Annotated in this window: 19 protein-coding genes; 14 read left to right on the plus strand and 5 right to left on the minus strand. The window is 75.1% G+C overall.

Translation table 11 applies throughout. The features are described from left to right. Nucleotides 1-49 precede the first annotated feature (49 nt). Entirely contained in the window at nt 50-1192 is a 1143-nt protein-coding gene (locus HPC71_RS10240) for an LLM class flavin-dependent oxidoreductase (protein ID WP_154614388.1), read from the plus strand. Beyond that, complete coding sequence (locus tag HPC71_RS10245; protein ID WP_154614387.1) at nt 1189-1806, plus strand: CE1759 family FMN reductase; 618 nt, start codon at nt 1189-1191, stop codon at nt 1804-1806. Before HPC71_RS10240 ends, HPC71_RS10245 begins: the two co-directional genes overlap by 4 nt. 504 nt (nt 1807-2310) lie before the next feature. Here the strand turns inward: HPC71_RS10245 and HPC71_RS10250 are convergent. Next, nucleotides 2311-2844 carry a YbhB/YbcL family Raf kinase inhibitor-like protein gene (locus tag HPC71_RS10250; RefSeq protein ID WP_154614386.1) on the minus strand — a complete coding sequence of 178 codons (534 nt, stop codon included), beginning with the start codon at nt 2842-2844 and terminating at the stop codon, nt 2311-2313. 95 nt (nt 2845-2939) lie between these two features. On the opposite strand from HPC71_RS10250, the gene cobA reads away from it, so the two are divergent. The 3 genes from cobA to HPC71_RS10265 are packed head-to-tail and all read left to right on the plus strand — an operon-like array spanning nt 2940 to nt 5651. Next, a complete protein-coding gene (cobA, locus tag HPC71_RS10255) occupies nt 2940-4190 on the plus strand; it encodes a uroporphyrinogen-III C-methyltransferase (RefSeq protein ID WP_171896655.1) in 1251 nt (416 codons plus the stop codon). Next, a complete protein-coding gene (locus HPC71_RS10260; protein ID WP_154611662.1) occupies nt 4190-4993 on the plus strand; it encodes a TrmH family RNA methyltransferase in 804 nt (267 codons plus the stop codon). The genes cobA and HPC71_RS10260 overlap by 1 nt, the downstream gene beginning before the upstream one ends. A 52-nt stretch (nt 4994-5045) precedes the next feature. Then, entirely contained in the window at nt 5046-5651 is a 606-nt protein-coding gene (locus tag HPC71_RS10265; RefSeq protein WP_154614385.1) for an HIT family protein, read from the plus strand. A gap of 109 nt (nt 5652-5760) precedes the next feature. Here the strand turns inward: HPC71_RS10265 and HPC71_RS10270 are convergent, their stop codons facing one another. Next, nucleotides 5761-6339, minus strand: a complete 579-nt coding sequence (locus HPC71_RS10270; protein ID WP_154614342.1) for a hemerythrin domain-containing protein — start codon at nt 6337-6339, stop codon at nt 5761-5763. A 323-nt stretch (nt 6340-6662) separates the two neighbouring features. Here HPC71_RS10270 and HPC71_RS10275 point away from each other — a divergent pair, with 323 nt between their 5' ends. The 7 genes from HPC71_RS10275 (at nt 6663) to HPC71_RS10305 (ending at nt 13501) form a co-directional block, all read left to right on the plus strand. After that, nucleotides 6663-7523: a resuscitation-promoting factor gene (locus tag HPC71_RS10275; RefSeq protein WP_154611659.1), complete on the plus strand. Its 861-nt coding sequence runs from the start codon at nt 6663-6665 to the stop codon at nt 7521-7523. A 145-nt stretch (nt 7524-7668) separates the two neighbouring features. Continuing rightward, nucleotides 7669-8730 carry an NAD-dependent epimerase/dehydratase family protein gene (locus HPC71_RS10280; protein WP_154614341.1) on the plus strand — a complete coding sequence of 354 codons (1062 nt, stop codon included), beginning with the start codon at nt 7669-7671 and terminating at the stop codon, nt 8728-8730. Further along, nucleotides 8727-9572, plus strand: a complete 846-nt coding sequence (locus HPC71_RS10285; protein WP_154614340.1) for a UbiA family prenyltransferase — start codon at nt 8727-8729, stop codon at nt 9570-9572. Before HPC71_RS10280 ends, HPC71_RS10285 begins: the two co-directional genes overlap by 4 nt. Further along, nucleotides 9569-10756 carry an NAD(P)/FAD-dependent oxidoreductase gene (locus HPC71_RS10290; protein ID WP_171896656.1) on the plus strand — a complete coding sequence of 396 codons (1188 nt, stop codon included), beginning with the start codon at nt 9569-9571 and terminating at the stop codon, nt 10754-10756. The genes HPC71_RS10285 and HPC71_RS10290 overlap by 4 nt, the downstream gene beginning before the upstream one ends. Further along, nucleotides 10753-11889: a type III polyketide synthase gene (locus HPC71_RS10295; protein WP_154611656.1), complete on the plus strand. Its 1137-nt coding sequence runs from the start codon at nt 10753-10755 to the stop codon at nt 11887-11889. The genes HPC71_RS10290 and HPC71_RS10295 overlap by 4 nt, the downstream gene beginning before the upstream one ends. Then, entirely contained in the window at nt 11886-12419 is a 534-nt protein-coding gene (locus tag HPC71_RS10300; protein WP_171896657.1) for an isoprenylcysteine carboxyl methyltransferase family protein, read from the plus strand. Before HPC71_RS10295 ends, HPC71_RS10300 begins: the two co-directional genes overlap by 4 nt. Then, entirely contained in the window at nt 12416-13501 is a 1086-nt protein-coding gene (locus HPC71_RS10305; RefSeq protein ID WP_154611655.1) for an NAD(P)/FAD-dependent oxidoreductase, read from the plus strand. Before HPC71_RS10300 ends, HPC71_RS10305 begins: the two co-directional genes overlap by 4 nt. Here the strand turns inward: HPC71_RS10305 and def are convergent. Further along, on the minus strand, nt 13468-14070 hold the full coding sequence (def, locus tag HPC71_RS10310; protein WP_154614339.1) for a peptide deformylase: 603 nt from the start codon (nt 14068-14070) through the stop codon (nt 13468-13470). The genes HPC71_RS10305 and def overlap by 34 nt on opposite strands. Before the next feature lie 100 nt (nt 14071-14170). Here def and HPC71_RS10315 point away from each other — a divergent pair, with 100 nt between their 5' ends. Beyond that, complete coding sequence (locus tag HPC71_RS10315) at nt 14171-15544, plus strand: acyl-CoA dehydrogenase family protein (RefSeq protein WP_154614338.1); 1374 nt, start codon at nt 14171-14173, stop codon at nt 15542-15544. Further along, the gene (locus HPC71_RS10320; RefSeq protein WP_154614337.1) at nt 15544-16767 is read left to right on the plus strand and encodes an acyl-CoA dehydrogenase family protein; all 1224 of its coding nucleotides are present in this window, start codon (nt 15544-15546) and stop codon (nt 16765-16767) included. The genes HPC71_RS10315 and HPC71_RS10320 overlap by 1 nt, the downstream gene beginning before the upstream one ends. 484 nt (nt 16768-17251) lie before the next feature. On the opposite strand, the gene HPC71_RS10325 is transcribed toward HPC71_RS10320, so the two are convergent. Together HPC71_RS10325 and HPC71_RS10330 are read right to left on the minus strand one after the other, a co-directional pair. Continuing rightward, a complete protein-coding gene (locus HPC71_RS10325; RefSeq protein WP_154614336.1) occupies nt 17252-18301 on the minus strand; it encodes a hypothetical protein in 1050 nt (349 codons plus the stop codon). A 148-nt stretch (nt 18302-18449) separates the two neighbouring features. Next, nucleotides 18450-18737 (minus strand): YiaA/YiaB family inner membrane protein, encoded by a 288-nt coding sequence (locus HPC71_RS10330; RefSeq protein WP_154611650.1) that lies wholly within the window; start codon nt 18735-18737, stop codon nt 18450-18452. Between the last annotated feature and the right edge of the window lie 79 nt (nt 18738-18816).

Below are 18816 nucleotides of genomic sequence, written 5' to 3' on the forward strand. Positions count from 1 at the left end.
AATCACAGTGTCGGCGACACCGCCGCACCCGCGAGGAACGAGGCAGGCCATGCAGATCGGCATCTTCAGCGTCGGCGACGTCACGATGGACCCCACGACGGGTCGCACGCCGACCGAGCAGGAGCGCATCAAGGCCACCGTGGCGATCGCCAAGAAGGCCGAGGAGGTCGGGCTCGACGTCTTCGCGACCGGTGAGCACCACAACCCGCCGTTCATCTCCTCCAACCCCACCGCGACGCTGGCCTACATCGGCGCGCAGACCGAGCGGATCGTGCTGTCCACGGCGACCACGCTGATCACCACCACCGACCCGGTGCTGATCGCGGAGGACTACGCCAAGATCCAGCACCTCACCGACGGCCGCGTCGACCTGATGATGGGGCGCGGCAACACCGGCCCGGTCTACCCCTGGTTCGGCAAGGACATCCGCCAGGGCATCAACCTGGCGATCGAGAACTACGCGCTGCTGCACCGCCTGTGGCGTGAGGACGTCGTCGACTGGTCCGGCCGGTTCCGCACCCCGCTCCAGGGCTACACCTCCACCCCGCGCCCGCTCGACGGCGTCCCGCCGTTCGTGTGGCACGGGTCGATCCGCAGCCCCGAGATCGCCGAGCAGGCGGCGTACTACGGCGACGGGTTCTTCCACAACCACATCTTCTGGCCGGCCTCGCACACCCAGCAGATGGTCGACCTCTACCGCCGCCGCTTCGAGCACTACGGCCACGGCCCGGCCGACACCGCGATCGTCGGGCTGGGCGGGCAGTTCTTCATGCGGCCCAACAGCCAGGACGCCGTCCGGGAGTTCCGTCCCTACTTCGACAACGCCCCGGTCTACGGCCACGGCCCGTCGCTGGAGGACTTCACCGAGGCGACGCCGCTGACCGTCGGCTCGCCCCAGCAGGTGCTGGAGCGGACGCTGTCCTTCCGCGACTACGTCGGCCACTACCAGCGCCAGCTGTTCCTCATCGACCACGCCGGCCTGCCGCTGAAGACCGTGCTCGAGCAGCTCGACCTGCTCGGCGAGATCCTGCCGGCGATGCGCCAGGGCTTCGCCGAGGGCCGGCCCGCGCACGTCCCGGACGCCCCCACCCATGGCTCCCTGGTCGCCGCGGCCGGCGGCGGGAAGGACGCCACCGTGTACGCCGCCGCCGACTCCGCGACGGGGCACCGCGCCGAGGACGTGCTCGCATGACCCGGCTGGTCGTCGTCTCGGCCGGGCTGGCCGACCCCAGCTCGACGCGGCTGCTGGCCGACCGGCTGGCCGCCGCGACCGCGGAGGCGCTCGCGGAGGTCGAGGTCACCCACGTCGTGCTACGCGAGCTGGCCCACCAGCTCACCGACCGGCTGCTGACCGGCTTCCCGGGCCCGGAGCTCGCCGCGGCGATCGCCGCGGTGCGTGACGCCGACGGGCTGGTCGTGGTCACGCCGGTGTTCAGCGCGTCGTACTCGGGGTTGTTCAAGACCTTCTTCGACGTCCTGGAACCCGGCACGCTCGACGGGAAGCCCGTCCTGGTCGCGGCGACCGCGGGCACGGCCCGGCACTCGCTGGTGCTCGAGCACGCGCTGCGGCCGCTGTTCGCCTACCTGCGGGCCGTCGTGGTCCCGACCGGGGTGTTCGCGGCGACCGAGGACTTCGCGAGCCCCGAGCTCGAGCAGCGGATCACCCGCGCCGCCGGCGAGCTGGCCGCCCTGGTGGGCAAGGTCAGCCCCGCCGACGCCGCGGGCCCGGTGCGCCGCACCGTCGACGACGAGCTCGCCGAGCCCACGCCCTTCGAGGAGTTGCTCCGCCGGGCCTCCGCTGGTTGAGCAGCGAGCGCGAGCGAGCGTGTCGAAACCCGGTGACCACGGCCGCTACCGCTGGTTGAGCAGCGAGCGCGAGCGAGCGTGTCGAAACCCGGTGACCACGGCCGCTACTGCTGGTTGAGCAGCGAGCGCGAGCGAGCGTGTCGAAACCCGGTGACCACGGCCGCTACTGCTGGTTGAGCAGCGAGCGCGAGCGAGCGTGTCGAAACCCGGTGACCATGGCTGCTACCGCTGGTTGAGCAGCGAGCGCGAGCGAGCGTGTCGAAACCCGGTGACCACGGCCGCTGCCGCTGGTTGAGCAGCGAGCGCGAGCGAGCGTGTCGAAACCCGGTGCCCACGGCTGCTACCGCTGGTTGAGCAGCGAGCGCGAGCGAGCGTGTCGAAACCCGGTGACCGTGGCCGCGGCCCTGCGCCCGTCGCCGGGTCTCGACACGCCGGTCGCGACCTCGTTCCTCGGTCGCGCGGCTTGCTCGACCACCAGCAGCGAGTCCGCTGGCGCGGCCTCGCTCAGTGCTGGTAGGTCCCGTGCAGGATCGCCCGGCCGGCGGTCTTGAAGGCCAGGTTGAACGACACGACCGCGGGGGAGGCGTCGGAGTCGACGCCGAGGGTGTCCTCGGTGACGGCGTGCACGACGAAGAAGTACCGGTGCACCTGGTCGCCCGCCGGCGGCGCCGCGCCCATGAACGCCTTGGAGCCGCCGTCGTTGCGGCACATGAACGCCTTTCCGGGCAGGTCAGCCCCCTCGGCGCCGATGCCGGTCGGCAGCTCGGTCACGTCGGCCGGCACGTCCACGAGCACCCAGTGCCAGAAGCCGCTCGGCGTCGGGGCATCGGGGTCGAAGCAGGTGATCGTGTAGCTCTTCGTCCCCTCGGGCGCGCCGGACCACGACAGCTGCGGCGAGGTGTCCCCGCCGTCGGCGACCTGGGCCTGGTCCAGCGGCTGCCCGTCGGTGACGTCGGTGCTGGTGACCGTGAACGACGGCACGGGCGGCAGCAGGTCGTACGGGTTCGGGGCCACCGGGCGGTCGAGGGACGAGGACATGGCGCTCCTATCGCAGGGGACGGTCGTGGCCGAACGTAGTCCGGTCCCCGAACCCGTACCACCGGCGCCCGGACGGCACACGGGAGAATGCGGGGGTGGACGACTTCCCGACGTACCCCTCGGGCCTGCGCCTCGCCGACCGCCGCGTCGTCGTGGTGGGCGGCGGTCACGTCGCGCAACGGCGCGTCCCGCAGCTGATCGCCGCCGGGGCCGAGGTCCATGTCGTCGCCCCCGAGGTGACGCCCGCGATCGAGGGCCTGGTCGGCTCGGGCGAGGTGACCTGGCACGAGCGCGGCTTCGCGGACACCGACCTGGACGAGGCGTGGTACTGCATCGCGGCCACCGACCTGCCCGAGGTCAACGAGCGGGTCAGCCGGGCGGCCGAGGAACGCCGCGTCTTCTGCGTGCGCGCCGACGACGCGACCCGCGCCACCGCCTGGACGCCGGCCACCGGCCGCCATGACGGGATCACCGTCGCGGTGCTGGGCAACCGCGAGCCGCAGCGCTCCGCGCGCATCCGCGACGAGATCGTCGAGCAGATGCGCGAGGGCGTGCTGGCGGCACGGCGGCAGCGGCGGCGTACGCCGGGCGTGGTGCTGGTCGGCGGCGGGCCGGGGGACCCCGAGCTGATCTCGGTCGCCGGCCGCAAGGCGCTCATGGACGCCGACGTCGTGGTGGCCGACCGGCTCGCGCCGCGCGAGCTGCTGGGCGACCTGCCGGCCGACGTGGAGCTGGTCGACGTGGCCAAGCTGCCGCGCGGCCGCAGCGCCCAGCAGGAGGAGATCAACCGGGTGATCGTCGACCGGGCCCTGGCCGGCAAGCGCGTGGTGCGCTTCAAGGGCGGCGACAACTTCGTGTTCGGCCGCGGCTACGAGGAGGTCATCGCCTGCCGGGAGGCCGGCGTGCCGGTCACGGTCGTGCCCGGCCTGACCAGCCCCGTCTCGGTGCCGGCGGTCGCGGGCATCCCGGTCACCCACCGCGGCGTCGCCCACGAGTTCACCGTCATCTCCGGGCACCTGCCGCCCGGCCACCCCGACTCGTTGACCGAGTGGTCCGCGGTCGCGCGGCTGCGCGGCACGCTGGTGCTGATGATGGCGGTGCAGAACGCACCCCTCATCGCCGAGGCGCTGCTCGCCGGCGGCCGGGCGCCGACGACCCCGGTCGCGGTGGTCTGCGACGGGACGATGCCGGGGGAGCGGACGGTGCTCTCCACCCTCGCCACGCTGGCCGTCGACCTCGAGGCCGAGCAGGTCAAGCCGCCCGCGATCATCGTCGTCGGCGACGTCGTCGCGGTCGCCCACCCCGAGCGCTTCGGCGCCGTGCCGTCGACGGAGGAGGGCGACTGATGGCGCACCTGGTCCAGATCGAGGACCCCGCCGACCCGCGGCTGGCCGACTACCGCGACCTGCGCGACGTCGAGCTGCGCAAGAACCTCGAGGCCGAGCACGGGCTGTTCCTCGCCGAGGGCGAGAAGGTCGTCCGCCGCGCCGTCGAGGGCGGCTTCACGCCGCGCTCCTTCCTCATGGCCCCGCGCTGGCTCGACGGCCTCGCCGACGTCCTCGACCGCTCCGAGGTGCCCTGCTACGTGCTCTCCGAGGCGCTCGCCGAGCAGGTCACCGGCTTCCACGTCCACCGCGGCGCCCTCGCCTCGCTCCAGCGCCGCCCCCTGCCGAGCCTCGACGAGGTGCTCGACGGCGCCCGCTCGGTCCTCGTGCTCGAGGACGTGGTCGACCACACCAACGTCGGCGCGATCTTCCGCTCCGGGGCCGCCCTCGGCTTCGACGCCGTGCTCCTCGCGCCCCGGTGCGCCGACCCGCTCTACCGCCGGTCGATCAAGGTCGCGATGGGCACGGTCTTCAAGATGCCGTGGACCCGGCTGCCGGACTGGTACGACGCCCTCCCGTCGCTCTCGGCGCGCGGGTTCACCACCGTCGCGCTGACCCTCGCGGCCGACTCCTCGCCCATCGACGAGGCGGTCGCCGGGGTCGACAAGGTGGCGCTGGTGCTCGGCTCGGAGGGCCACGGGCTCTCCTCGCGGTGGGAGCAGGCCGCCGACCGCCGCGCGATCATCCCGATGGCCGAGGGCGTCGACTCCCTCAACGTCGCCGCCGCCACCGCGGTCGCCTGCTACGTCACCGCGCGGCGCTGACCAGGAGCGCTGACCCGGGTCACAGACCCGGCGTCGGCCCTAGGGTCCTGCCATGGACCAGCAGCCCGCGGACTCGCCGTACCACCGCACGCTCCCGATCGGCGAGCGCCTGGACCCCACGCCCCTCCTCGAGGGGCCGCTCACCCGGTTCGAGGACGTCCGGCTCCCGCCGCTCGCGGAGATGCTCGTGCCCGAGGAGCCCCGGCGCGGCGTCGAGGACCCCTCCGCCTGCCCGCACTGCCAGCGGCACCCGCACCGGATCTGGGAGGACGACACCTGGCACGTCGACGCGGGCTGGACCCGGATGGGCCTGCCGTACGTCGGCGGGCTGGCGCCCAACGAGCACTGCCGCCTCGACGACGCCCCGCCGCACGTGCTGGCCAGCCTCGGCCCGCTCATGCAGCGGCTGAGCCTGGCGATCAAGCAGGTCCCGGGCGTCGCGCGGGTCCACTTCAGCCGCTGGGGCGACGGGTCGGAGCACGTCCACCTGTGGGCGCTGGCCCGCCCCGCCGGGATGATGCAGGGCCGCGGCGCGATGCTGGCGTTCTGGGACGACGTGCTCCCGCCGCTCGACCCCGCGATGCAGGAGGAGCACCTGCGGATCGTCGCCGAGGCGCTCGCGGCCGACGGCGGCACGGCGTACCCGACCCGGCAGTGACCTGCCGCTGACCTGCCCCCGCTGCGTGCCCGGGCACGGGGGTCGTGTGCCTGTCGACGCGGGCGAGCGCGTCCTCGGGCACACGACCGAGCCGCGGCCGGCCGGCGCGTCAGCGGGTGACGGCGCGGATCGCGTCGCGGGTGCGGTCGACCAGCGAGGCGATCGGGCCGGCGATCCACTGGGCGGCGGGGGAGCCGGCCGTCGAGGGGTGCGGGTGAGTGGGAGCGACCGCTTCCGCGGCGAGGAGCGCCTTGCCCATCACCTGGCGCATCGGGTCGTCGCAGGTCTCGAGGATCCGGGGGAGCTCCTCGCGCTCCTCGGCCTCGGCGTGGGCGACCACCATCTCCTGGAAGGCCCGGAGCCGGTCCCCGAACTCCTCGCTCGCGGCGTCGAGGTGCTCGAGCTCGGCGAGCACGACGTTGGACGCCGCCTCCTCACGGTTGCGGGCGTCGGCCACGTCGGCGTCGGTCCGGGCGGTGACCGGCCGGAGGATCATCTCCTCGGCGGTCTCGTGGACCGCGAGGAAGGCGCGCAGCCGGTCGAAGTCGCGCTGGCGGTGCTCCTCCTCGGAGTCCAGCACGGTGCGGAACATCTCGCGGATGCGGTCGTGCTGCTCGAGCAGCACCGCGACGACGTCGCCCTTCGGCAGGTCGGCGGCGCGGGCACGCAGGTCGGTGGGCTCGGTCATGGTCGGTGCTCCTTCCGGGGGCGGACGCGAGCCGGGTACCCGGCCCTCGCACGCCCACACGCGACCGATGTCACACCGCAGGCGGGGAAGGCCGGCGGGGACGAGGCAGGGACGAGGCGGGGACGGGCGCCGATCGGCCCGGGGCCCGTTGGTGCCGATTCGAGGAATCGAGGGGCCTCACGTACCGTCGACGGCCGTCCCGCCGGGCGGCCCACGATGCCGGACCGGTCGGGCTCCCGCGGCCGCACGATCCGGCCGTTTCACGACCAGGAGACCCTCGCAGCTCGGCGAGGGCGTCGAATCCCGTTTGGACCTCCTCACCTATGCCCCTGCATCCTTTCCTGCCCTCCGTCCTGCCCACCGGCCGCACCACGCGGCTCGCGGCCACCTCCGCCCTGACGACCGCGGTCGTCCTGGCGCTGCTGCCCGGCGCGGCCACGGCCACCGGCGACCAGTCGCCCGACGCCGGCGAGGCGCCCGCGGCGGCCGCCGCTGCCGAGGACACCACCACCCCCGTCCGGCTCCGCGTGGGACGCCAGAAGACCCGCACGGTGCGCACCTCCGCCTCCTGGCCCGCCGGCGTCCTCCGCGAGCACGCCGTCGAGGTCGCGCCGCGCGACCACGTCCGGGTCCTGCGCGGTGACCGCCGGGTCAACGGCGAGCAGCGCAAGCTGCGTCGCGGCGACACCGTCAAGGTGGTCCGCGTCGAGCGCAAGGTCGACACCCGCCGCGTCAAGGTGCGTCCCGGCGTCGTGGAGCGGCGTACGACGAAGCTGAAGCCCGGCCAGCGTCGCGTCGTGCGCGACGGTCGGCACGGCGTGCGCAAGGTGCGCGTCATCCGGGTGACCCACAACGCCCGCGTGGTCAAGCGCGCCGTCCGCAAGACGATGGTCCGCGACCCGCGGCCGCGCCGCGTGCTCGTCGGCGCCCCGCGCCGGTCGGTGCCCGTCGCCGACCGCCTGAACTGGCGCGGCCTGGCCCGCTGCGAGTCGAGCAACAACCCCCGCGCGGTCAACCCCGCCGGCTACTACGGGCTCTACCAGTTCGACGTCGCCACCTGGCGCTCCGTCGGCGGACGCGGCCTGCCGCACCGCGCCTCGGCCGCCGAGCAGACCTACCGCGCCAAGCTGCTCTACAAGCAGCGCGGCCGCTCGCCGTGGCCGCACTGCGGCCGGTTCCTGTGACCCGCTGAGCCCAGCGCCCGCCACCACGCGGGCCGCCCACGCGCCCCACGCGCGGCGTCACCTGATCCATTCCCGGCGTCCCGGGTGCCCCGACGGGCGCCCGGGACGCCGTGTGAGTCCCTCCGCCACGGGGCACCGAGCGCTCATGCGCATCGCGATCACCGGAGCGACCGGCAACATCGGCTCCGCCCTGGTGCGGCGGCTGCGGGCCGAGGGCACCCACGACCTCGTCGGGCTGGCTCGACGTCCTCCCGAGGTCGGCGGGGACGACGTCACCTGGCACGCCGCCGACCTCAGCACCGACGCCTGCCACGAGACCCTCCTCGAGGCCTTCCGCGACGCCGACGCCGTCGTGCACCTCGCCTGGGGCTTCCAGCCCTCCCACGACCTGACCTACCTGGCCGAGACCGGCATCGGCGGGACCCGCCGCGTGCTGCGCGCGGCCGCCGTGGCCGACGTGCCCCACGTGGTGCACATGTCCTCGGTCGGCGCCTACGCGCCCAAGACCGACGACCGCCCGGTCGATGAGTCCTGGCCCACCGAGGGCGTGCCGACCTCCCGCTACAGCCGGCACAAGTCCGCCGCCGAGCGCCTGCTCGACCAGCACGAGGCCGCCCACCCCGACCGGGTGGTCACCCGGCTGCGCCCGGGCATCGTCGGCCAGCGCGCCGCCGGGTCGGCGCTGCTGCGGTACGGCGTGCCGGCGATGGTCCCCGCCCGCGCGCTCGGCCTGCTGCCGGTGCTCCCCATGGACCGCGGCCTGGTCGTGCCGATGGTGCACACCGACGACGTGGCCGAGGCCGTTGCCGCCGTGCTCCGCCAGCGTGCCGCCGGCCCGTTCAACCTCGCGGCGGACCCGCCGGTCACCGCCGAGGCCATCGCCGACGCGCTCGGCGCGCGACTGGTCCACGTGCCCGCGCCGGTGGTGCGCGCGTTCATGTCCGCGACCTGGCACGCCCGGCTCCAGCAGGTCGACACTGGCTGGCTGGACATGGGCTTCGCGCTGCCGACCATGGACACCACCCGCGCCCGGGTCGAGCTCGGCTGGGCGCCGACCAAGGACGGCCCGGACGTCTTCGCCGAGGTCGTCGCCGGGATGCAGGACGCCGCCTCCGGCCGCACCCCTGCCCTGCGGCCGCGGACCGTGCTCGGCGCGGTCGGCGACGCCGTACGACGCGGACCGGTCGCTGTGCGCCGCCGGCCGTGACCACCAGCGCGGTCCCCGCCTCCCGGCCCACCCGCCCCGGCGGACGGGCCGCGGCGCTGCTCGCGGCCGCCCACGGCGGCCCGGCTCTCGCGGTCACCGCCATCGCGGCCCTGCTCGCGGTCCGCAGCGACCTCGACGCCCGCGACGCCGTGCTGGTCACCCTCGCCGTGCTGACCGGGCAGCTGACCATCGGTTGGGGCAACGACCTGCGCGACGTGACCCGCGACCGCGCCGTCGGCCGCCGCGACAAGCCGCTGGCCACCGGGCTGCTGCCGGTCTCCTGGGTGGTCGCCGCGCTGGGCGCCACGGCCGCCGCGTGCCTGGCGCTCTCCGCGCTCCTCGGCTGGCGCAGCGCGCTGGTCAACGTGGCGCTCGGCGCCGGTGCCGGGCACGCCTACAACCTCGGGCTCAAGGCGACCTGGTGGTCCTGGGCGCCGTACGCCTGCGCCTTCGGCACCCTGCCCTCCGTCGTCACCCTCGCCGGGCCCGACCCGGCGTGGGCCCCGGCCTGGGCCGGCGCCGCGGGCGCGCTGCTCGGCGTCGGCGCGCACCTGCTCAACACCCTGCCCGACCTCGCCGACGACGCCCGGACCGGCGTCCGGGGCCTGCCGCACCGGATCGGGGCGCCCGCCTCGCGGGCGCTGGCCGCCGCGCTGCTCGCCGCCGCCTCGGTGCTCGCCGTCCTCGGGCCCGCCGGGAGCCCGCCGGCCTGGACGCTCGGCGCCCTCGGCGTCGTCCTCGTGCTCACCGTCCTGACCCTGGTCACCAGCGGCCGCGCGCCGTTCCGCGCCGCGGTCGCGGTCGCGCTGCTCGACGTCCTGCTCCTGGTGGTGGCCCGGTGAGCGCCTGGGACCTCGTCGTCGTCGGCGCCGGGCCGGCCGGCGCCGCCACCGCGCTCGGGGCCCTGCACGCCGACCCCGGCCTGCGAGTGCTGCTGCTGGACCGCGCCGACTTCCCCCGCGACAAGGCCTGCGGCGACGGCATCGCCCCGCACGTGCTCGACCTGCTCGCCACCGTCGGGGTCAGCGGGCTGCTCGACGACCGCACGCCGGTGTGCCGGCTCCGGCTGGCCCACGGCCCGGTCGCGGCCGAGCGCACCATGACCCGCCCGGCGTACGTCGTCCCGCGGGCCGTCCTCGACGCCCGGCTCGTCGAGGCGGCGCTCGCCGCGGGCGCCGACCTGCGCCGCCACCGGGTCCGCGGCCTGGAGGTCACCCCCGAGGCGGTCGTGCTCGACGACGACCTGGCCGCGGCGGTCGTGGTCGGTGCCGACGGCGCCCACTCGGTCGTCCGCCGGGCGCTCGGGCGGCGCCGGGGACCGGTCGCGCTGGCGATCCGCGGCTACGCGCCGGTCGCGGCCGCGCACGCCGGCCGGCAGGTGATCGAGCTCGGCACCGAGCACCAGCCGTCGTACGCCTGGTCCTTCGACTGCGGCGACGACACCGCCAACGTCGGCTACGGCGAGGTGCTGCATGCCGGCCGGCCGGCGCCCACCCGCGCCCAGCTGCTCCACCGGCTCGAGCGGCTGCTGCCCGGCGTGGCCGCGGACGGCACCGGCTGGCGCGGGCACCACCTCCCGCTCTCGACCGCCCGTTGGCGCCCGAGCCGCGGCCGTGTGCTCCTCGTGGGCGACGCCGCCGGCCTGGTCAACCCGCTCACCGGCGAGGGCATCTTCTACGCGGTGGCCACCGGCCTCGCCGCCGGTCGCGCGGCGGCCGCGGCGCTCCGCTCGGGCCGGCCCGAACGCGCGGGGCTGCTGCACCGCCGCGGGACGCGCGACCTCCTGCTCCCGCACCTGCGGCACACCGCGCTGGCCGCCCGGCTCACCCGCAGCCCGCGCGTGCTCACCGCCGGCATCGCCGCCGCGGCCGCCGACCAGCAGGTCTTCGACGGCCTCGTCGAGCTGGGCCTGGCCCGCGGCCGGCTCACCCCGTCCCTCGCGCTCGGCCTCGGCCGCGCCCTGCTCCGCCCACCCGCCGACACGCCCGCCGACACGACCACCGTCATCGCCAAGGAGCCCGCATGACCGCCACCACCGCCGAGGGGCGCCGCTCGCTCCGACCGAGCCCCCGACCGAGCACCGTCGTGAGCGTCCGCGGCGTGCTGCCCGAGCACCGGCACACCCAGGAGGAGATCACCGAGTCCTTCGCGTCCACGCTGCTGGCCGGGTCGGTGAACCGCGCGGTCGTCGACCGCTTCCACCGCAACGCCTGCGTCGAGACGCGGCACACCGCGCTGCCGCTGGAGGACTACGCCCGGCTCGAGGACTTCGGGCAGTCCAACGACGCGTTCATCCGCGCCGGCGTCGAGCTCGGCGCCCGCGCGGTCGTGGACGCGCTCAAGGCGGTCGGGCTGACCCCGGCCGACGTCGACGTCGTCGTCTCGTGCACCGTGACCGGCCTCGCGGTGCCCTCGATCGAGGCGCGGGTGGCCCAGGAGATCGGGATGCGTCCCGACGTCATCCGGTTGCCGCTGGTCGGCCTGGGCTGCGTCGCGGGCGCGGCCGGCGTCGCCCGCCTCCACGACCTGCTCCGCGGCCGTCCCGACGGCGTCGCGGTGCTGCTCTCGGTGGAGCTGTGCTCGCTGACCCTGCAGCGCGACGACGTCTCGGTCGCCAACCTCGTCGCCAGCGGGCTCTTCGGTGACGGCGCCGCGGCGGTGGTCGCGGTGGGGCCCGACCACCCGCTCGCCCGGTCCGCCCGCCCCGACCAGCCCGAGGTCCTCGCCGCCCGGAGCCGGATGTACCCCGACTCCGAGCGCACCATGGGCTGGGACGTCGGCGCCGGCGGGCTCAAGATCGTCCTCGACTCCTCCGTGCCGGACCTGGTCCGTCAGTACGTCGGCGGCGACGTCGAGGGGTTCCTCGCCGACCACGGCCTCAGCGCGGCCGACATCGAGTGGTACGTCGCGCACCCCGGCGGCCCGAAGGTGCTCGAGGCCCTCCAGGACGCCCTCGCCGTCGACCGGCACGCGCTGGGCATGACCTGGGACTCGCTGCGCCGGATCGGCAACCTGTCCTCCGCGTCCGTGCTCAACGTGCTCGCCGACACCCTCGCCGACCGGCCACCCCGGCCGGGCTCCTACGGCCTGATGCTCGCGATGGGCCCGGGCTTCTGCTCCGAGCTGGTGCTGCTGCGCGCGCCGGAGGCGGCCGCGTGAGCCTCGAGGTCGGGTTCACCCTGCTGGTCGTCGCGGTCGGCCTGGAGCGGGTCGCCGAGCTGGTCGTGTCCAACCGCAACGCCGCCTGGAGCCTGGCGCGCGGGGGAGTGGAGTCCGGCCGCGGGCACTACCCGTTCATGGTGGTGCTCCACACCGGCCTGCTCGTCGGCGCGCTGGTCGAGGTCTGGGTCCGCCGGCCCGACCCGCCGTCAGCCCTGGTCTGGAGCATGCTCGTGCTCTGCCTGGCCTCCCAGGGCCTGCGCTGGTGGTGCATCCGCACCCTCGGGCAGCAGTGGAACACCCGGGTGATCGTCGTGCCGGGCGCCCCGCGGGTCACCGGCGGCCCCTACCGCTGGATCCCGCACCCCAACTACGTCGCCGTCGTCGTTGAGGGCGTCGCCCTGCCGCTGGTCGGTGGCGCCTGGATCACGGCGCTGGTCTTCACCGTCCTCAACGCCGGGCTGCTGGCCACCCGCATCCGCGCGGAGGACGCCGCCCTGGCCCGGCTCACCGGCGGGGCGCCGGCATGAGCAAGGGCGTGCGGGACCTGATCGTCGTCGGCGGCGGGCCCGCCGGGCTCACCACCGCCCTGCACGCCGCCCGCGCCGGCCTCGACGTGCTCGTCCTCGAGCGGCGCGTCGGCGCGATCGACAAGGCGTGCGGCGAGGGCCTGATGCCGGGCGCCGTCGCGGCCCTGGGCGAGCTCGGGGTCGACCCGGCCGGGCAGGACCTGCGCGGGATCCGGTACGTCGCCGGGGCCCGCCGGGTCGAGGCGGAGTTCCGCTCCGGGCCCGGACGCGGCGTACGCCGCACGACGCTGCACGACGCCCTGCGGGGCGCCGTCGAGCAGGCCGGAGTGCCGTGCGAGCAGGCGACCGTCACCGGGCTGACGCAGGACGACGACGGGGTGAGCGTCGCCGGCCACCGCAGTCGGTACGTCGTCGCCGCCGACGGGCTGCACTCGCCGCTGCGCCGCTCCCTCGGGCTGGACCGGCCGCGCGGCGGGCAGGTGCGCCGCGGGCTGCGCCGCCACTTCGCCGTGCGGCCCTGGACCGACCACGTCGAGGTGCACTGGGGCCGGGAGGCGGAGGCCTACGTCACCCCGGTCGCCGAGGACCTGGTCGGGATCGCGGTGCTGACCACCCGCCGCGGGAGCTACGACGAGCACCTGGCGGCCTTCCCCGAGCTGCTCGACCGCATCGCCGGCGCGGAGCCGGCGAGCGCGGACCGCGGGGCCGGCCCGCTGCGCCAGGAGGCGACCGCGCGGACCGCGGGGCGCGTGCTCCTGGTCGGCGACGCCGCGGGGTACGTCGACGCGCTGACCGGCGAGGGCATCGCGCTCGGGGTGGCCCAGGCCGGGGCCGCGGTGCGGGCGGTGGCCCTCGATGACGTGCCCGGCTACGAGCAGGACTGGCGGCGACTGACCCGTCGCTACCGCTGGCTGACCCAGGCGCTGCTCGGCGTGACCAGCCTGCGGCCGACCCGCTCGGCGCTGGTGCCGGCCGCCGAGCGGGTGCCGTGGCTCTTCGGCGCGACCGTCAACGCGCTGGCGCGGCCCGCCTCCGAGCCGCGCCCGCCTCACTCCTCGCCGACGGGCCAGTCCGCGGGGTAGTCGCCGGCCAGCTTGTCGTGCTGCTTCTGCAGCTTCTTGCGCGCCTTGGTCGGGATCCGGTCGCCGAAGACCGTGCCGTTGGTGTGGTCGGTCTCGTGCTGGAGGCAGCGGGCCAGCAGCCCGTCGCCGGAGAAGGTCACCGGCTCCCCGTCGAGCCCGGTGCCGGTCACGGTCGCGAAGTCCGGCCGCGCGCACTCCACGAAGGCGCCGGGGAAGGACAGGCAGCCCTCCTCGGACTCCTCGAGGTGGCGGTCCCGGCCCTCGGGCAGGGTCAGCTCGGGGTTGCACACCACGCCGACCGTGTGGTCGCCGGACTCGTCGGGGCAGTCGAAGACGAACACCGCGCGGTCCACCCCGATCTGGCAGGCCGCGAGGCCGACGCCGTCGGCGGCGTACATCGTGGCGACCATGTCGGCGACCAGCGAGCGGAGCTCCTCGTCGTAGGCGGTCACCGGCTGCTGGGGGCGGTGCATCACCGGGGTGCCCCAGCGGGTCATCGGCCGGACGGTGCCACCGGTCGGGAGCGGTCCGTGGGGGGCGTGCTTCGCGGGCTCGTCGGGGGCGGGCATGACCCGAATCCTAGTCGGCGCGGGCCCGCCCGCCCGCCGTGTGAGCCGGGCCACGGGCCCTGCTGTAGCCGGTTGTGTAACTCATAGTTACATTGACGCCATGTCCTTGATCCAGAAGCTGGGGCCCGGCGGCAGGCACGGGCTCGCCTCGCAGGAGTCGCGCGACCCCATCGGGTACGCCGTCGCGGCGCTCAACCGCGTGGCGCAGAGCGACCTCATCGACCGCCTCGGCCTGCGCCGGACCACCGAGCAGGCGGTCTTCACCGCCACCCGGAGCGGGTTCCGCACCGCGACCTCGGCCGGCCGCACGTTCGCGAAGGTCGGCCGGCGCGGCGAGCCGGGCGTGCGCGTCCCCGCGGCGCCGCGCCCCGGCGTCTTCGACCTGACCCCCACCGAGGACGAGCAGATGCTCGTCGACGTGGTGACCGAGCTCGCCGAGGAGGTCCTGCGGCCCGCCGCCGCGGAGGCCGACGAGGCGTGCGCGGTGCCCGAGACGGTCCGCGCGGCGGCCGAGGAGATCGGCCTGCCGCTCCTCGGCGTGCCCGAGGCCCTCGGCGGCATCTCCGAGGAGCGCTCGGCCGTGGCCGGCACGCTCGTCGCCGAGGCGCTCGCGCGCGGCGACATGGGCCTGGCCGTCGCCACCCTCGCGCCCGGCGCGGTCGCCACCGCGCTCGGCCTGTGGGGCACCGACGCCCAGCAGCGCACCTACCTCCCGGCGTTCTCCGGGGAGGGCGACGGCGGCGTCCCCGCCGCGGCGCTGGCGCTCAACGAGCCGAGCGTGCTCTTCGACGTGCTGTCCCCGGCGACCACCGCCGAGCGCCGCGGCGACACCCTGGTGCTCAGCGGCACCAAGTCGCTGGTGCCGCTCGGCTCCGAGGCCGAGCTGTTCGTGGTCGGCGCCTCCCTCGACGGCGCGCCGGTGCTCGTCCTCGTGGAGTCCTCGACGCCGGGGCTCTCCGTCGAGGCCGACCCCGGCATGGGCGTGCGGGCCGCCGGGATGACCCGGCTCGTGCTCACCGACGTGACCGTCCCGGCCGACGCCGTCCTCGGCGCGACCGACGGGACGACGTACACCGAGTGCGTCCGGCTCTCGCGCCTGGCCTGGTGCGCGCTCGCGGTCGGCACCGGCCAGGCCGTGCTGGACTACGTGACGCCCTACGTCAAGGAGCGCCAGGCCTTCGGCGAGCCGGTCGCCCACCGCCAGTCGGTGGCGTTCATGGTCGCCAACATGGCCATCGAGCTGCAGGCGATGCGGCTGCTGACCTACAAGGCGGCCTCGCGTGCCGCGGCGGGCAAGGACGTCGGCCGCGAGGTCGGCCTGGCCCGCAACCTGTGTGCCGCCAAGGGCATGCAGATCGGCCTCGACGGCGTGCAGCTGCTCGGCGGCCACGGCTTCGTCAAGGAGCACCCGGTGGAGCGGTGGTACCGCGACCTGCGGGCCGTCGGCGTGATGGAAGGGAGCGTGCTGGTCTGATGCCCATCTCACTCGAGGACCCGAAGAAGTTCCGCCCGCTGGTCTCGCAGGCCCACCAGGTCGCGATGAACATGCTGCGGCCCATCTCCCGCAAGTACGACAAGGCCGAGCACGCCTACCCCAAGGAGCTCGACATGCTCGCCGCGATGATCGACGGGCTCTCGGAGTCCGGCGCGAGCGAGGGCGCGGGGGCCGCCGGCGTACGCCGGGACGAGGGCGGCGCGACCAAGGACGAGGGCGGCGTCAAGAACGGCGCGAACCTCGCCTCGGTCATGTCGATCGCCGAGATGTGCTGGGGCGACGTCGGCCTGCTGCTCTCCATGCCGCGCCAGGGGCTCGGCAACTCCGCGATCGCCTCGGTGGCCAACGACGAGCAGGCCGAGCGGTTCGCCGGGGTGTGGGCCGGCATGGCGATCACCGAGCCCGGCACCGGCTCGGACTCGGCCAACATCACGACTACCGCCGTGCTCGACGGCGACGAGTACGTCCTCAACGGCGAGAAGATCTACGTCACCGCGGGCGACCGCGCCGACCACATCGTCGTGTGGGCGACCCTCGACCGGTCGCTCGGCCGGGCCGCGATCAAGTCCTTCGTCGTGCCCAAGGGCACCCCCGGCATGCGGGTCGACCGGCTCGAGCACAAGCTCGGCATCAAGGCCTCCGACACCGCGACCATCATCTTCGAGGACTGCCGGGTCCCGAAGGAGAACCTGCTCGGCTCCCCGGAGATCGACACCAAGCAGGGCTTCGCCGGCGCGATGGCGACCTTCGACAACACCCGGCCGCTCGTGGCCGCGATGGCCGTCGGCTGCGCCCGCGCCGCCCTCGACCTGACCCGGTCCCTGCTCGCCGAGGCCGGCGTCACCGTCGACCACGACCGGCCCGCCCACCTCCAGCACGCCGCGGCCGCCAGGCTGCTGCAGATGGAGGCGGACTGGGAGGCCTCCTACCTGCTGATGCTCCAGGCCGCGTGGATGGCCGACAACCGCAAGCCCAACTCGCTGGAGGCCTCGATGGCCAAGGCGAAGGCCGGCCGGGTCGGCTCCGACATCACCCTGTCGTGCGTCGAGCTGTGCGGCTCGATCGGCTACAGCGAGGCCGAGCTGCTGGAGAAGTGGGCCCGCGACTCCAAGATCCTCGACATCTTCGAGGGCACCCAGCAGATCCAGCAGCTGATCGTCGCCCGCCGCGTCCTGGGCCTCTCCAGCGCCGAGCTGAAGTAGCGCACCTCGGCCTGCGCCGCGTCGTACCGCCCCCGTCGGAGCCCTCCGGCGGGGGCGGTCGTCGTTCCCGCCCGTGCCCGTGCCGGCCCGCACCGTCCGCCGGCGGACGAGGCGTGCCCATGCGCCTGCCACCAGACGGACTGTCGTGCTGCCGTCGCGAAGGTCGACCAGGAACATCCCGCCGACCATCGGCCCGGCCCACCAGCGCCCCGGGGCGGGTCCGATCGCCGTCGCCGAACATGCAGAACCGCGTGGCGAGCGATGGCGACCTGCGGGAAACACGGCGGTCGACCGAGGATCTGCATGTCTGACGACGACCGGCTGGCTGCTGCGGGCCAGATCCCGACCCGTCAGCCCATCCCAGCCGGAGTGACGACCCCACCGGCGACCAGAACCGCCCGTGAAACCCAGACCACAGCACGCAGCACGGCCCCCGCGGATCCGATCCGCGGGGGCCGTGCTGGTGACGGGGTACGCCGGGTGGTCAGCCCTTGTCGGTGTCGCTGGCGCGACCGAGGGTCTCGGCCTCGCTGGCGACCGCCTTGGTGGTGGACGGGTCGACCAGCGGCTCGGTGCCGACCTGCTGGAGGCCCCGGTCGGTGGTGTCGGGGTTGGTCGCGACGTCCGCGCCGCGGGTGCCGGCGGGGGTGATCGTCTCGGTGCCGGCGCCGCCGGCGAGCTCGGCGGCCGAGAGCGGCACGTCACCGGAGGCGGTCCGCTTCGCGGCCGGGACCTTCTTCGCGGACGGGGTCTTCTTGGCCGCGGGCGCCTTCTTCGCGGCCGGGGCCTTCTTGGCGATGTTCGAGGCGATGTCGGCGGGAGTGACGTCGACGTCGCTCGAGTCGGCGGCGGCATCGATCGCGTTGTCGGCAGGGGCGGCCTTCTTCGCGGTCTTCTTCGTCGCCTTCTTCGTGGCGGTCTTGTTCAGCGCGCCCTTGCCGGTGGGGGCGTTGGTGGCGGCCTCGCGGACCGCGGCGGTGGCGACGTCCTCGACCGGCGCCTTCACCGGTTCCGTCGAGGCCTTCTTCGCCGCCGGGGCCTTCGTGGCGGGTGCCTTGGCGGCGGGTGCCTTGGCGGCGGGGGTCTTGGTGGCCGGTGCCTTCGTGGCGGGGGCCTTCTTCGCCGGGGCCTTCTTGGCGGTCGGCTTCGCGGGGGCCGTGGTGGCGGCCTTCGCGGCCGGTGCCAGCGGGTCGCCCTGGGCCCGGTCGGGGCCGGGGGCCTCCTTCGCGACCGGACCGCCGGCAGCTGGCTCGGTGGTCGTCCGGGTGACCGGGTCCTTGCTGGGGGCCGCCGGGGACGCGGCCGAGCCGTGCTTCTTCCGCCCCGGCACGAGCGCGGTGACCGCATCGACGGCGCCGGTCGCCCGGGACAGCGCCTGCCCGGTCACCTGACCGGCCACCGCCTTGCCGAGCTCGACGGTGCCCTTCGCCTGGCCGACGGCCTGGCCCACCGCCCGGGTGCCCGAGCCGATCGGGTCCTTGATGGTGTCGAGGGCGGCGTGCGTGATCTTCCCGAGGGGGCTCTTGCGGGCCACGGCGTGGGTCCTTCCGATCGGTGAGGTGTGCGACGAGTCAAGCAGGCGCCTCGCGCGCCTCGTGCTGGTTCCCGTACCCCGGACGGAGGTGACCAGAACACCGTGTCGCAGTGACATGTGCCATGGCCGCGTGCAACGGTCCGGGCGGTCAGGAGACCGCGCGGAACGGGTCGTGCTCGGCGAGGATCTTGTCGACACGGGCCTGGTCGAGGCGGGCGGCGACCGCCTGGTGCTCCTGGGCGTCCCGGATCACCTTGGCCAGCGTGAAGGCCGAGGTGGTCAGGTAGAGCGTGGTGACCGCGAAGAACGCACGGACCCACGGGTCGACGGGGACGTAGAGGACGGCGAAGAGCATCGCGCAGAGCGCGACGGCGAAGGAGATGCCGGCCTGGGCGTAGAAGGCGTTCGTGTTGCGGACGGAGGTCGGAGTGCTCATGTGCCCAGCCTGGCCGCGGCCCCAGGCGCCGATGAACCGTGCGGGCACCCGGACCGACCTGAGTACGCGTGCTCGACCG

The organism is Nocardioides marmotae (assembly GCF_013177455.1).
Taxonomy (GTDB): Bacteria; Actinomycetota; Actinomycetes; order Propionibacteriales; family Nocardioidaceae; genus Nocardioides; species Nocardioides marmotae.